Raw genomic sequence first — 13218 nt, 5'->3', positions numbered from 1 at the left:
TTTTGCCGGATTCGTCCGGAAAAATAGCGGCGCGGATTCTTCTTCGGAAGGTCCGCGTTTTTATTTTTCCCCCGATGATTTTTGCAGGAACTCCTGCAAAATGAACAAAAAAAGCTTGAGCTATTTCGGCGCTTATGGTAATCGAATCTCCGAAACAGAGCGCCGCCACCATCCCCCTCCCAAAAAAGGGTGGGAACCGACTCGAGGTTTTAACCTTCTCGGAGGTGATTCGATGGAAAGAAAACGGCTGAAACCCTCATTTTAAAACTTGGAGAAATTCCAAGTTCGGCCTTGCCTACTCCCGCCTTTTGCCGAGGAAATTCTAGTTTACGGATAATCGTTCTCCGCTATAATTGATTTAAAAGGGCCGAAACATCAAAAATACAGGCCTATCCATACTATTTTCGAGCCGACTCCATCGGCGGAGTAAATCCTATGTCTAACGAAACTGCGACAACCGCGGAAACAAAGCCTGCCAACGATTTGGACAAGCTAACCTCGCTCTTTAACGAGGAGATTTACGTTCGGTCGGATGCCAATTCTATTCCGGCGTCCAAATTCAAAATCTATGACGACCTAATTGAATCTTTTACCTCCGCCGGTTTGACGGATTCCGCCAAAGTGAAGCTCGAAGAGCATCTTACGGAACATCCGGAAAGCATTTCCGCCAGATATTTGTTGGGTATTTTGGGACTCCAAAAAGGAAGTATCGATGCGGCGTCTTATTTTAAGAGCCTTCTCGACGCCTTCAAGCAATCGGGAAAATGGACGATCATCGAGCATATCACCGATAATATCTTGAAATACGGCGAAGATCGCTATGCCCTCCGTTTCAAAGCGGAAGCTCTGGAAAAACTCAAAAAAAACAAAGAGTTAAAGCCTGTTCTTGAAAAGCTCGCCAAGCAAGACCGGAAAAACCCTGAAATCGCTAAAAAGTATGCCCTTGCAATCTTAGATGAAAACAGAGAAAGAGCGGTCGCGTACCTAAAACAAGCCATCGAAACTTTCGCCAAAACCAAGGATTACGAACAATTTGAGGAAATCTGGCCGATTTTCGTTTCGAATAGCTACGACGACATCCAGTTCGTCGAAAAAATCGAAAGAATTCTACTCGGACACCGCGAAAAGACCCGCCTTGCGGGTTACCTTTATCCTTTAGTGGAGCCTCATAAAGCCGTAGAGGACTGGGATCGCGTGATCTATCTTTTGAAAAAGATCTTGGATCATGAACCCATTTCCAACAAGGCGCGTAATGAATTGATTCGCGTTTACAAATTGAAATACGCGAATCACAGTCTTTTGGAAGATTTTCTTAAAATGTCCGAACTGGGCAATAACCGCAAACCGGTGAAAATCTGTATTTCGAATTTCGAAAGAAACATCGTATTCGACACGGACAACTACGTTCTTCATAGAAATTGGGGAGTCGGAAAAATCGTTTCCATTTCCCCGAACGGAGATTCCATTTTCGTAGATTTTAAGGACAAGAAGAACCACAAACTTTCTATCCAGATGGCGATCACCAGTCTCAAACCCTTGAAAGGGGATCATATCTGGGTCAAATTTTATGAGAACAAAGAGTCCGTTACCGATCTTTTCGAAAAGGACATTCCCGGGTTCTTTAAGGAATTATTAACTTCTTTCGATGGCCACATGTTGGTCGCCGAAATCAAGAACGAAGTCGCAGGAAAGTTCCTTCCCACCGCCGAATGGTCCAAATGGTGGAATAAGGCCAAGAATATCATCAAGAAGGAACCGAAGCTCGGATTTAATCCCAAGAAAAAAGACGAGTTGTGGTATCGAGAAAAGCCGATCACTTTTGCGGAAGAGCTGACCGAAAAATTCAGCGCGACTGCGGATCTTTCCAAAAAGCTGGACATCGCAATAGAAGCGCTTCGCAACAAAGAAGAAGCGGAAGGTGCGATCGATACGTTTGCCCATCATTATTTCGAGGAAGAGGAAGCGCACGAACCGTTCCGTAGAATCGTCGCCTATCTGTATCTGGAAGAAGTTGCAGCTACCATGGAAAGCGAAGACGGAACTCCGTACGATTTCCAAAGACGCCAAAAAGAGGAAGACGTTGCCCAACTGGTCAAAACTCAGGGAAGGGACGAACTCCTGGATATTTCCGCTAGAATCACGAACCTTGATATAAAAAAATCCTTCGTGGATCTGGTCAAAAAATTCCACAAAGACTGGGTCAACGTATTGGTCGGTCTTCTGTTCGAAGTGCCCGTTAAAAACAATAAATACGTGGTTTCGGTACTCGAAAACGATCAAAAATACGCCGAACTGAATCTTTTCATCGAGACTGCCGCAAGCCGAGCAAAAGAGAATCCGGAAGTTTTCCTTTGGGTTGCGAAATCCATCCTTTGGCATACTTGGGAAGAGGAGTGGATGAACGTTTCTCGTCAGGATCTGATCTTACGGGTACTTCGCCTTCTGAAGCCTTTGAATAAAATCGAGGAAAAGGGGACCAAGCTCAAGAACACCTGCCACGAAATTCTCTTCGGAAACGATGCGGCGATCATTACGGAGGCGATCCAAAACGGGGATTCCGAATATATCCGTAAGGTATACGCTCTCTATCGCGAAGTTCCGTACATAGAAGAAACGGAAAAAGATAAGCTGCTAAGTTTGATCCGATCTCTGAAACCCGATTTGGTTTGGGAAGAGGAGGAAGAAGAGGAAGAGGACGACGACGTTCTGGCAAGGATACCGGAGAACGCTGTTCTTGTGACTCGTTGGGCATTGAACCAGAAAAAGGCGGACTTCGAACACCTGGTCAACGTGGAAATGTTGGAAAACTCTCGCGATATCGGAGAGGCCCAAGAAAGAGGGGACTTACGGGAAAACGCGGAATACAAGGCGGCTATGGAACGTCAGGTTCAATTGCAGGCTCAGATTAAGAAGCTGGAAGCGGAGCTAAAAACCGCGGTCGTTTTGGATCTGTCCAACGTAAAGACCGATCGGATCAATATAGGCACTACCGTAAAACTGAAGAACGAATCCAGCGGCGAAAACCAGACCTATTCGATTTTGGGAGCATGGGATGCGGATACGGAAAAGAACATCATTTCCTACCAATCTCCTTTGGCCAAATCCTTGCTAGGAAAACGCATCGGGGATACGGCGGCTTTAAATCTGGGCGGAGCGGAGACCAAATTCAAGGTTTTGGATATCAGCCGCTTTTCTCTCCAAAGCCAGGAGAGCTGATCTTCCGGAGAAATCTTGGTGAAAAAGGGGACCTTGTTGGTCCCCTTTTTTGTTTTATTTCCTATCTTTCGGAAAGGCGAATCCAGTCCGTGAACCAACCGGAACTGTTGCCGGCGCGATCTTTGATTCTCATCTGTAAGAGGTATCTTTTTTTCCAAGAAAACAAGGATCTAGGAATTCGGAGTACCAACATTTTACGGTCTCCGTCGAATTCGCTCGGATAGGATTCTCCTTCCAAAAGGATTTCCGCTCCTCCCGCATAGCCGGAACCTACGTCACTCAAAACATAAAGCCTTTCCTCCCAGTCTTCCTCCGAGGCTTCGGGAATCCTTCTATGACGGGAGATCAGATACGGATGAGCGATGGTAGGCTTTGCATTGTCTTCCAGTACGGCTAAGATTCCCAACTTGGAAAGATATGCGAGCCCTCCGATTTGCTTTAGGCCGGACCATCTCTTTGTACCAGGATCGTAGATGTAGATTCCGTCTTTTTTTCCCAATCTAAGTCCTTGCCAATTGAGTTCCGCTTCTCCCACCCAGGATAGATCGGAAGACTCCAATTCGTAGGCCTGGCTTTTTAAAACGAGTCCTTCAGGAAGCGGAGCGATCTCCGAAAGATTCGATATTTTTTGAAACGTGAGCTGTCCCGCTCCGTACGTGGTTTTGGCGGGAGTCTTGATCCTTAAGATTCCGTCTTTTGAAGTAAAATCCGTCTTTTTTTGCTGGGTTTCTTTCCGTTTTGCGCCCGCTAAGACGGAGATCGGAATCCTGATTTTGGATTCGTTGCCCGCATGATCGGACGCCGAGACCAGGATTTCTAAAGAGGTTCCGGCAGGGTATGAGGACAAATCCGAGCTAGGTCCGTGAGAAGGGAATAAATTGTAAACGTAGACCGCCGGATTCAGAGAGGAGCGGTTCGAATCGAAGATATCTTGGTGATTTCTGGCTTCTTCATAGCTCATTCCTCTAAAAGACCTTTCATACATGGTCGTCTGGCCAGAATAAACTCCTACAAAGAATAAGTTATTCTTGTTCCGAGACGTCATGAGGTCGTAAGCCCCCAGTCGAAAGCGAACGGCGCCGCTCAAAGAAAGTCTAGTACCGGAAGGCAGTTCGAAGATTCCTTCCTCTTTTTTTTGCAAAGGAAACCGGAGCCGGGTTCCGTCGTCCGAATCCACGTATAAGAATAGGAGCTCGGGGGGTTGCCTATCTTTTCCCCGGAGAGGAAGATACGGAAGAGGATTTAAGGTTCCTCCGGGCAAGTGCAATTCGAAATGTAAATGACTGACTCCGGTACCGGATTCTCCCAAGCGAGCTAAGGAATCTCCTTGTTTCGCATAATAACTCGGTTGAGCGAATTTGATCTGGAATTCTCCGCCGCTTAAAAGAGAAAGAGCTTCCCGCAAAAGTTCCAAGTCCTTTCGAATTCCGTTGAAATCCAAGAGATGCGCCAATTTCGCTTTCAGAGGAGAAGAGTAGGATTTCAATACTAGATTCACTCCGTATCCTTTAGCGGATTGAGCGATGGATTCCACATATCCGGAAAACGGCGCTTTGGCATACAATCCGTTCGTGTGAAAAGTTTTAAAATCGCAACCCATATGCAGGTGGTGGATTCGATACTCCGCGTAAGAACCTGAGATCGGCGTTTCCAATTCCATGGGAAAACTTAAATTTCCTAGGTCGGCCAATACATCGGGTGGCAATTGCTTCCAGATGGGAAGCGTATTGCCGTTCGGAGTCCCGAGGCGATTTTTTGTAGGAAGGTTTTGTCCGACGGAGGGATCCGGGAATGACAAACAGAAGACCAAACAAAAGACGAAGGTCCGGCGGAAACTTCCCGGTACGGCGCGAAATCCTTTCTTCATTTGCGAATTCTTAGTTTCTCTCCTTCGAAATGTAAAGCAGGAATCCGGGAATTTTCTTGCCCTAGAAGAGGACGGAATCAGCCTGAAAGATATGCGTTTTCTTATTTTTACTTTGCTGCTCGGATTTTTTTTACCTGGTTGCACCGTCTTTCATCGGGAGCCGGGGAATCCTCCGAAAATAGACGGAGTTCCGATTCCGGATTCGCAACGTACCGTTTATGTGCAGAATTTTCGGAACAATTCCTACGGGATCGCTTTGCAGACCCAGCTCACGGATCTAGTGAAGCAGGAGATCAATAACCGGGGGAGATTTATCCAAACTCGTGACAAATCGCAAGCGGCGTATAGAATCTACGGTGAGATTTCCCACTACCAACAAGTAGGAGTGCTACTCGACCAAGGCGGTCAATTGCTCAGTAAAGAGATGCTCATTATTTGCAAAGTAGAATTGCAAAAGGCCGGAGGGGAGAGGATCCGTTTGGAGAGGGATGAAATTCCTGCGAGGGTGATTTATTCCGATCAAGTAGGATACTTGGAAACGGAAGCGCAAGCGCAGTCTAGGGCGCTTCGGATTCTTTCCATTCGGATTTCCGAAGAGTTAGAGAGAGCTTGGTATTATTCGATTTCGGGGAAGATCGATGATTAATGTTTGGTCCCCACCCTCACTGGGCGGGGGCTGGAGCGGTGGTACCCCGACTGCAATGATTTCGGACAGTTATCAGAATTGCGCCGATTCTACAAGACTGTTTTTTACCGAATTGTTGTAGGAGGTCCCCGGAAGAACGGACGGAAAAAAGGAGTTGTGGAGATTTCGATTTTGTGATAGGGAAATCGGCGACAATTGGCCCACGAGCCCACCACCTCCACCCGAACCAGGGTGGGGGCCGCCCAAAAAAAAACCTAGCAACTCCTAGTCTCGCCGAAACCACATTCCGTCAAATTGACTCTCATCAATTCTTTCCTCCAAAAGAGGCACTGAATTGGAGTGATCGCTTTCCTACACTTAACAAAGCTCAAAGGTTCCGGTATCTAAAATGCTTGCCGGATATTCTATATCTGTTTTAATACGGAAAGACCGGAAGTGACTCGCATTTTCGAACCCAACGTAAGAACCTTTGATCGATACGATCCAGCAAGAGATGAATAAGGATAAGGAAGCCGAAATTCTAAAAACCGTGGATGAATCTGTCCGCATGGAGATCAAAACTTTCTCGGATTATCTCCAAAAGAAAGGATTGAAGATAACGAACCAGCGGATGCTTGTTGCGGAACGTATTTTTTCCTTACACAATCACTTCACTGCGGAAAGTCTTTTAGAAGAATTTAAAGATCAAAGGGATAAAATATCCAAGGCCACGATCTATCGGATCTTATCGATTATGGTGGAAGCCAAACTCCTGCAGGAACACAATTTCGGCCAAGACTATAAATATTACGAACACATCATCGGTCATAGTCACCACGACCACATCATCTGCGTCGACTGCGGAAGGATCGTGGAATTCATGGATGAAAGAATCGAACAATTGCAGGAACAAGCCGCGGCTGCAAACGGTTTTAAAATCACCGGCCATAGCCTGAATATCTACGGAAGTTGTCTGGATCCGAATTGTCCTCGGAGAAAATGATTTTTCGGGAAAAAACCCGAGACCCTCATTCGCAAGCCCGAACCGGAACTTTACTCCTAAACGGGATAGAAATCGAAACTCCGGTTTTCATGCCTGTCGGAACAAGAGGTGCAGTGAAATCTCTGGATTCCGGCGATATCGACGAACTCGGTTTCGATCTTATTCTCGGAAACACCTACCATCTCTACCTTCGTCCCGGAATGGAAGTTCTGGAGCGCTTTGGAGGATTGAAAAATTTTATCTCGTACAGAAGGGCTTTGCTTACCGACAGCGGCGGATTTCAGGTTTTTAGTCTAAATTCGCTTTTCAAATTTGAAAGAGACGGAGTTCAATTTCGTTCCCACATAGACGGGAGTCCTCATACGTTTACTCCGGAAAAGGTCATAGATATCCAAAGGGTCATCGGTTCGGATATCATGATGGTGCTGGATGATTGCCCCCCCGGAGATGCAAGTTTGGTTCGGATCCGAGAGTCTTTGGACCGGACCCACCGTTGGGCGGAAGTGGCCGTAAATCATTGGCAAAAGCGTACGAACGGACAGCATTTGTTCGGAATCGTACAGGGCGGGACGAATTTGGATCTGAGATTGGAAAGTTTAGGGGTCCTGAACTCTCTTCCTTTTTCGGGAATCGCGATCGGTGGACTTTCCGTAGGTGAGCCTAGGCCCGATTTTATCCGTACTCTCGAGGGAATTTCCCGTTTTACGGATCGAAATCGACCCCTTTATCTCATGGGCGTAGGTACGGTTCCGGATATTTTGGAAGGCGTGCGGAACGGCGTGGATATGTTCGATTGCGTTTTACCGACCAGAAATGCGAGAAACGGCCAGGTCTTCACTTCAAAGGGAAAAATCAATTTACGAAACGAAAAGTGGAAGTTTTCGGATGAACCTCTGGATACCGAATGCGAATGTAAAGTCTGCAAACGATACAGCATCGGCTACTTAAGGCACCTCCATCATGTGAAGGAGCTAACCGCCTTTTCGCTTAGCACTTTTCATAATCTAAGTTTTATGAAAAAATTCATGTCCGAGCTGAGAAGCTCGATCCAAGTCGGGAAATTCGACGAGTTTTTCACTAAATGGAAAATTTTGTACGAAAGACCGGAAATTTCTCGTTGACTATATAGAGTTTGGCCCCCCTATAGTAGGTTGGTTCAAAAAGAGACAATAAGGAGTTGCTGATTTTTTATGGAAATCACCAGAAGGGAAAGCGGTAACATCGTAATTCTGGACATCAACGGCGAAATCGATCTATATAATGCCCCCGAAATCAAGGATGTGATCGCTAAGCTCATTGAGGAGCAGAAATATTACACGATCATCAACTTGGAAAAAGTCTCCTATATCGACTCCTCCGGAATTGGTGCTTTGATTTCCAGCCTCTCAAACCTCAAGAAATATCAGGGCGGGCTTAAGATCATCAACGTTGCGGGATCCGTTCGTAAGGTTTTCGAACTTACGAAATTGACATCCTTCTTCGAGATTTTCGATAACGAAGCCGACGCTGTCAGCGCTTTTAAATAAAGCCTTAGATAGATAAAAACCGAATTCTTCCAGGCTGGTGCAAAATACATGAAATTCTTACGAGTTCGATCTTTTCGATTCCTGATCCCGCTTGGGATTCTGGTTTTTTTAGTCGCCTGTGGCTCCGAGCTTCCCGTACGAGAACTTGCGGAAGCAAAGTCTGCGATTACGAAGGCTAGAGAGGCTGGCGCCGAAAAATACGCTTCCGGTGAATACGAGGAAGCTAAAAAAAGCCTTTTTGCCGCGCATGAAAAAGCTTCTAACGAAGATTTAGGAGAAACCAAGAAGAGCGCAGTGTATGCCAGAGCGAAGGCATTAGATGCGCAGGAAAAATCCTTTCCTTCCTTGACAGAAGAATCCAAAAAACAGGCTTCTTCTGCAATCGAAGAAGCGGACGAGGCATTTGCTTCCCAGTTGGCAAGCGAGCCTTACAATAATGCGATCGAACTCAGGAAAGAGGGCGATAGCTTGAGGGACAACGCGGATCGTGCTCTGGAATCTTATCCTAAGGAATCCGGGGACGATACGAAGCTCAAGACTAGATTGGCCGCTTTCGAACAGTTCGAGCAGAGCAACAAGAAGTATCTAGATTCCAAAAAATCCGCTCAGGATGCGAAGTCATTAGCGCTTTCCCAAAAGCAACAACTGATCGATTCGCTTTCCGACATCGAAAAAAACCTGAACGAAGCGGATCGTTATGCAGGCGGGCAGGACCCCGAGGTCGGACAGACAAGAGACCGTCTCAATGCCGCTAAATCGAAAATCGATGAAGGAAAGATCAAAGAAGGATACGCCGACGTCGAAGAACTTCGTAAAAAATCCAACGAACTTGTAGCAAGAAACATCCAGTCCTATGCTTCCAAGAAAAAAGAAGAAGCGAAGGAAAGCATCACAAAAGCAAAGGATAAACTTGCCGGAATCGACCAGTCGAAAGTAAGTTCCAGCAAGGATATTCAAACTTCCTACCAAAGAGCGGATGAAAATTTAAAAGCGGCCGACGAATCTTTAGCTGCCGCAGAAGAATTCTATACTTCCGAAAAATATGAGGATTCCATTAGCCGTTCCGAGGAAGCGATCCGGCTTTCTAGAATCGTAGTGGACCAATCCGACGATATCGCAGAGCGGATTCGTTCCGGAGCTGCCGTTGCCGGTAGGACAGGGTCTGCCGACGGAGAAACTTCTACAGAAGGAACGGCGGGCAAAACGGATAAGACCAGAACGAAGTCCGGCGATAAGACCACTACTTCCTCTTCTTCAGGATCTTCCGCTTCCGGTGAGCTTCCGGAAGGTTGGAAAAAATATGTCGTACGAAAAAGAGTACCTGCGGATTGTCTTTGGAGAATCTCCTCCTACAAACAGCATTATGGAACGGGTCGTCTCTGGAAAAGAATCTACGACGCCAACCGCGGCAAAATCAAAAATCCAAGCCTGATTTATCCTAAACAAGTTCTTTTGATCCCGCCGAGAAAAGGATCTACAAAATTCGATCCTAAAAAGGTGAAAAAGAAACCAACAGGCAGTGAAGAGGTAGAAGCTGTTACCGACGATAAGAAGAAAAAAGAAGAACCTTCTTCCAGCGAAGCTCATACGGATGAGCCGCAACAGCAGTCGAATCCTCAGGAAGAGCACACTGCTCCGCAACAACAGACTGCACCGGAAGAACAGCACCAACAACAACCTTCTACCGAAGGCCAGCAGACCCCTGCCCCTCAGCACGAAGAGCATACTCAGCCTTCTCCACAACACGATGAAGGACAACAGGCGCCTGCTCCTTCCGAAGAAGAGCAATCGGAAACGGAACCGACGGGAGAAGGAGAGCATACGACTCAACCTTCCGCTTCCGGGGAAGAGTCTAAACAAGGAAAATAGTCTTAGGTTTTAGCAAACTCCTATTTCGATTCCTATCAATGGAATAGCCCGAACCGGTTTGGATCGGGCTTTTCTTTTTATAGAATACAAAACCAGGAATTCCGCTTGATTCGATCCGAAGAGGAGTCAGACTTTTTAGTAATGGTGTCACTGTGAAGAGGGCTTACACAACGCCTGTTTCCCAGCTTTTTACCGAGGACTACTATCCCTTGGTTAAAATGGCCTGGGAAGAAGACTGTCCCGAAGAAGATATCACTTCGGTTTCTCTTTTTCCCCCCGATAAAAAAACCTCCGCTTATTTGAATGCCCGAGAAGAGGGAATTCTATGCGGAAGCGGAGTCTTGGAAGCCCTTCGTTCCCTATCACAAGAGGATCTTGACTCCAAATTTTTTTTTCGGGACGGAGAGCGATTTAAAACGGGCGACACCATCGCCGAATTGCAGGGTAGCTTACTCGTCCTACTCAGAATCGAACGAATTCTTTTGAATTTTCTCCAATACCTTTCCGGGATTGCGACGGAGACGGCTAAGGTCGTGGACCGCTTCGGCAATCGAGGTCTGATGATCTTGGACACCCGCAAAACCCTTCCCGGTTACAGAAAGCTCGCCAAATACGCGGTGTATTGCGGCGGCGGCTCCAATCATAGACTCAACTTGTCCGAAATGGCCATGATCAAGGACAACCATCTTGTACTATTCGAACACGCTTCCATTCCCGTAAAAAAAATCAGGGATCGGTTTCCGGGACGGTTGGTGGAACTGGAGATAGATTCTTTAGACCAGTTGGACGATGCATTAAAGGCGGATCCCGACGTTCTCCTGTTGGATAATTTCAATTTGGAAGATACGAAAAAGGCGATCGAAATCGCTCGAAGCGAAAAACCTCGAATACGTATCGAATGCTCGGGACGAATCACCCCCGAAAAATTGGAGGCTTTGTCCGGATTCGACGGAGTAGGCGTTAGCATGGGATATTTGACCCATACGACGCGTTTTCTGGATTTAGGTTTGGACATACGGACGGATCATTCATGGGATTTATAAAAGCTCCCGCTACCAAGGAAATGCTATTCGAAGCGGTTCGAGATCGCTTGGGTCCGGAAGCCCTCGAGTTGGTGGAGAGGGCCTACAAAATTTCCGACGACGCGCACCAGGGACAATTTCGTTTATCGGGCGAACCTTATGTAGTGCACCCGCTACAAGTGGGTTATATTCTCTACGAGTTGGGATTGGACGAAAAAGTGATTTCGGCAGGTCTACTTCACGACGTGATCGAGGATACGGTTTATTCCCGCTCCGATATGGTTCGGGATTTCGGCACTGAGATCACTCAATTGGTGGAAGGCGTCACGAAAATATCCGAAATCAAAAGTCAGTCCAGAGAGACGGAAGCTGCGGAAAATATCAGGAAAATCATTATCGCCACTATCCAGGACATACGGGTCATTTTGATCAAACTGGCGGATAAGACCCATAATATGAGGACTCTTTCCTTTCAGCCTCCCGAAAAACAGAGAAGGATAGCCAACGAGACGTTATCCTTATACGCGCCGATTGCGGGAAGATTAGGTATTTATAAAGTAAAATCGGAATTGGAGGATCTTGCCTTCCAGGTCATATATCCTGAAGAATATCAGGATATTAAAAAGAGAATCAACGTAAAAAAATCGGAGCGGGAGGAATACATAGATAAACTCCAGCTCATTCTGAAGCAGCGATTGGCGGAGATCAACATCAACGCCCAAGTAGAGGGTAGGGCGAAACATTTCTTTTCCATCTATAGGAAAATGAAAACCAAGGAGAAGACGTTCGACGAAATCTTCGATTTGCGCGCGATCCGTATCATTACCGACGAGATCAAGGACTGTTACGGGGTCTTAGGAATCGTCCACACTCTCTGGACTCCCGTTCCGGGTAGGTTCAAGGATTATATCGCTACGCCTAAGACGAATATGTACCAATCCTTGCATACTACCGTTATCGGCCCGGACGGAAAGCCTTTGGAAGTGCAGATTCGGACGACCGAGATGAATGCGATCGCGGAATTCGGTATCGCGGCACATTGGGTATACAAGGAAGGAAAAGCTCACGCGAACGAGCGTCACCTAACCGTAAAATGGTTGGAAGTTCTCCAATCATGGCAGGACTCCGCCTTGGATCCTAAGGAATTTTTGGAGGAGCTGAAATACGATCTCCACGAGGACGAGGTATTCGTTTTTACTCCGAAAGGGGAAATCATTCAGCTCCCGAAAGGAGCAACCGTGTTGGACTTCGCTTTTCGGATTCATACGGACGTAGGTCTGCATTGCAAGGGAGCAAAAATCAACAGTAGGATGATTCCTTTGCGAACGGAGTTGCGGAGCGGGGATCAGGTCGAAGTCGTCGTTGACAAACGTTCCAAACCTTCCCCCATCTGGCTACGGATCGTAAGGACGACTTCCGCGAGACAAAAACTGAGAGCCTACTTCCGCAAGCTGAGGGAGGAGACCCGTAAAGATCTGGAACAGGGAGCGGAAAGCGCGGCAGAACTTACGTTAAACGCGGATGTCCTCGAGGAGTTAAAGCGCAAGCCTTCCCACGATAAAAGCCAAAAACAGGGGCAAGCCGTTCAGGGAAGGGTGCTCGTGGCCGGACTCCGAGATATTCCCGTCAGACTCTCCGGATGTTGTTCCCCTTTGCCCGGAGACCAGATCATAGGATTCGTGACGCGCGGACGGGGAGTCTCCGTTCATAAGAAAAATTGCAGCGTGGCAATGAAACAAAGAGAGGAAGAACAGCTCCGGATGATCTCGGTGGATTGGGATTACGGCCAAACCGAGCCCGTGCCCGTTCGGGTGGAAGTCAAGGCCCGGGATCGTCAGGGAATTTATTTGGAGATGGTAAAAAGCATATCCGGAACCCAGACGAATATTCTGGAAGCGGGGGCTTCCACCGTTCAAAAGGACACTCTTATGGCGAGATTTATGATCGAAGTCGAGCACTTGGACCAATTAAAGGAAATTCTCGGAAACCTGAAAAGAATTCCCGACGTGGTATTTGCGCACAGAGTAAAATAGGTTTTTAAGGCCCGAAAAATCCCTCCGAAATTTCCGTATTGGGTTTGCCCGAAATGA

The 13218-nt window shown here is 46.9% G+C and carries 9 protein-coding genes; 8 read left to right on the top strand and 1 reads right to left on the bottom strand.

Annotated elements, in window-relative coordinates:
- The first annotated feature begins 435 nt into the window (after positions 1 to 435).
- The gene (greA, locus tag EHO61_RS09205; protein WP_135813327.1) at positions 436 to 3216 is read left to right on the top strand and encodes a transcription elongation factor GreA; all 2781 of its coding nucleotides are present in this window, start codon (positions 436 to 438) and stop codon (positions 3214 to 3216) included.
- Positions 3217 to 3277: 61 nt separating this feature from the next.
- Here greA and EHO61_RS09200 read toward each other — a convergent pair whose 3' ends face one another.
- Positions 3278 to 4876 (bottom strand): M23 family metallopeptidase, encoded by a 1599-nt coding sequence (locus tag EHO61_RS09200; protein WP_246032064.1) that lies wholly within the window; start codon positions 4874 to 4876, stop codon positions 3278 to 3280.
- A gap of 298 nt (positions 4877 to 5174) precedes the next feature.
- Here EHO61_RS09200 and lptE point away from each other — a divergent pair, with 298 nt between their 5' ends.
- From lptE to EHO61_RS09165, 7 genes are all read left to right on the top strand, one after another.
- A complete protein-coding gene (gene lptE / locus EHO61_RS09195; RefSeq protein WP_167884842.1) occupies positions 5175 to 5729 on the top strand; it encodes an LPS assembly lipoprotein LptE in 555 nt (184 codons plus the stop codon).
- 493 nt (positions 5730 to 6222) lie between these two features.
- On the top strand, positions 6223 to 6711 hold the full coding sequence (locus EHO61_RS09190) for a Fur family transcriptional regulator (RefSeq protein ID WP_135813471.1): 489 nt from the start codon (positions 6223 to 6225) through the stop codon (positions 6709 to 6711).
- Positions 6708 to 7832, top strand: coding sequence for a tRNA guanosine(34) transglycosylase Tgt (gene tgt / locus EHO61_RS09185; protein ID WP_135813326.1), 1125 nt, complete (start codon positions 6708 to 6710; stop codon positions 7830 to 7832). Before EHO61_RS09190 ends, tgt begins: the two co-directional genes overlap by 4 nt.
- A gap of 69 nt (positions 7833 to 7901) precedes the next feature.
- On the top strand, positions 7902 to 8237 hold the full coding sequence (locus tag EHO61_RS09180) for an STAS domain-containing protein (RefSeq protein ID WP_135647720.1): 336 nt from the start codon (positions 7902 to 7904) through the stop codon (positions 8235 to 8237).
- 48 nt (positions 8238 to 8285) lie between these two features.
- On the top strand, positions 8286 to 10106 hold the full coding sequence (locus tag EHO61_RS09175; protein ID WP_135813325.1) for a lipoprotein LipL71: 1821 nt from the start codon (positions 8286 to 8288) through the stop codon (positions 10104 to 10106).
- A gap of 152 nt (positions 10107 to 10258) precedes the next feature.
- Positions 10259 to 11149 carry a carboxylating nicotinate-nucleotide diphosphorylase gene (gene nadC / locus EHO61_RS09170; RefSeq protein WP_135813324.1) on the top strand — a complete coding sequence of 297 codons (891 nt, stop codon included), beginning with the start codon at positions 10259 to 10261 and terminating at the stop codon, positions 11147 to 11149.
- Positions 11137 to 13161: a RelA/SpoT family protein gene (locus tag EHO61_RS09165; protein ID WP_135813323.1), complete on the top strand. Its 2025-nt coding sequence runs from the start codon at positions 11137 to 11139 to the stop codon at positions 13159 to 13161. Before nadC ends, EHO61_RS09165 begins: the two co-directional genes overlap by 13 nt.
- The last annotated feature ends 57 nt before the right edge of the window (positions 13162 to 13218 follow it).

It is taken from the genome of Leptospira fluminis, from assembly GCF_004771275.1.
GTDB classification, from domain to species: Bacteria; Spirochaetota; Leptospiria; order Leptospirales; family Leptospiraceae; genus Leptospira_B; species Leptospira_B fluminis.
The sequence above is the reverse complement of the archived record's forward strand: the minus strand, read 5'-3'. Positions and strand labels throughout refer to the sequence as shown.

What these genes read in the sequence shown, in the direction of transcription:
- greA (WP_135813327.1), top strand. Translation starts at nt 436, where the DNA reads ATGTCTAACGAAACTGCGACAACCGCGGAAACAAAGCCTGCCAACGAT.
- EHO61_RS09200 (WP_246032064.1), bottom strand. Translation starts at nt 4,876, where the DNA reads ATGGAATTGGAAACGCCGATCTCAGGTTCTTACGCGGAGTATCGAATC.
- lptE (WP_167884842.1), top strand. Translation starts at nt 5,175, where the DNA reads ATGCGTTTTCTTATTTTTACTTTGCTGCTCGGATTTTTTTTACCTGGT.
- EHO61_RS09190 (WP_135813471.1), top strand. Translation starts at nt 6,223, where the DNA reads ATGAATAAGGATAAGGAAGCCGAAATTCTAAAAACCGTGGATGAATCT.
- tgt (WP_135813326.1), top strand. Translation starts at nt 6,708, where the DNA reads ATGATTTTTCGGGAAAAAACCCGAGACCCTCATTCGCAAGCCCGAACC.
- EHO61_RS09180 (WP_135647720.1), top strand. Translation starts at nt 7,902, where the DNA reads ATGGAAATCACCAGAAGGGAAAGCGGTAACATCGTAATTCTGGACATC.
- EHO61_RS09175 (WP_135813325.1), top strand. Translation starts at nt 8,286, where the DNA reads ATGAAATTCTTACGAGTTCGATCTTTTCGATTCCTGATCCCGCTTGGG.
- EHO61_RS09165 (WP_135813323.1), top strand. Translation starts at nt 11,137, where the DNA reads ATGGGATTTATAAAAGCTCCCGCTACCAAGGAAATGCTATTCGAAGCG.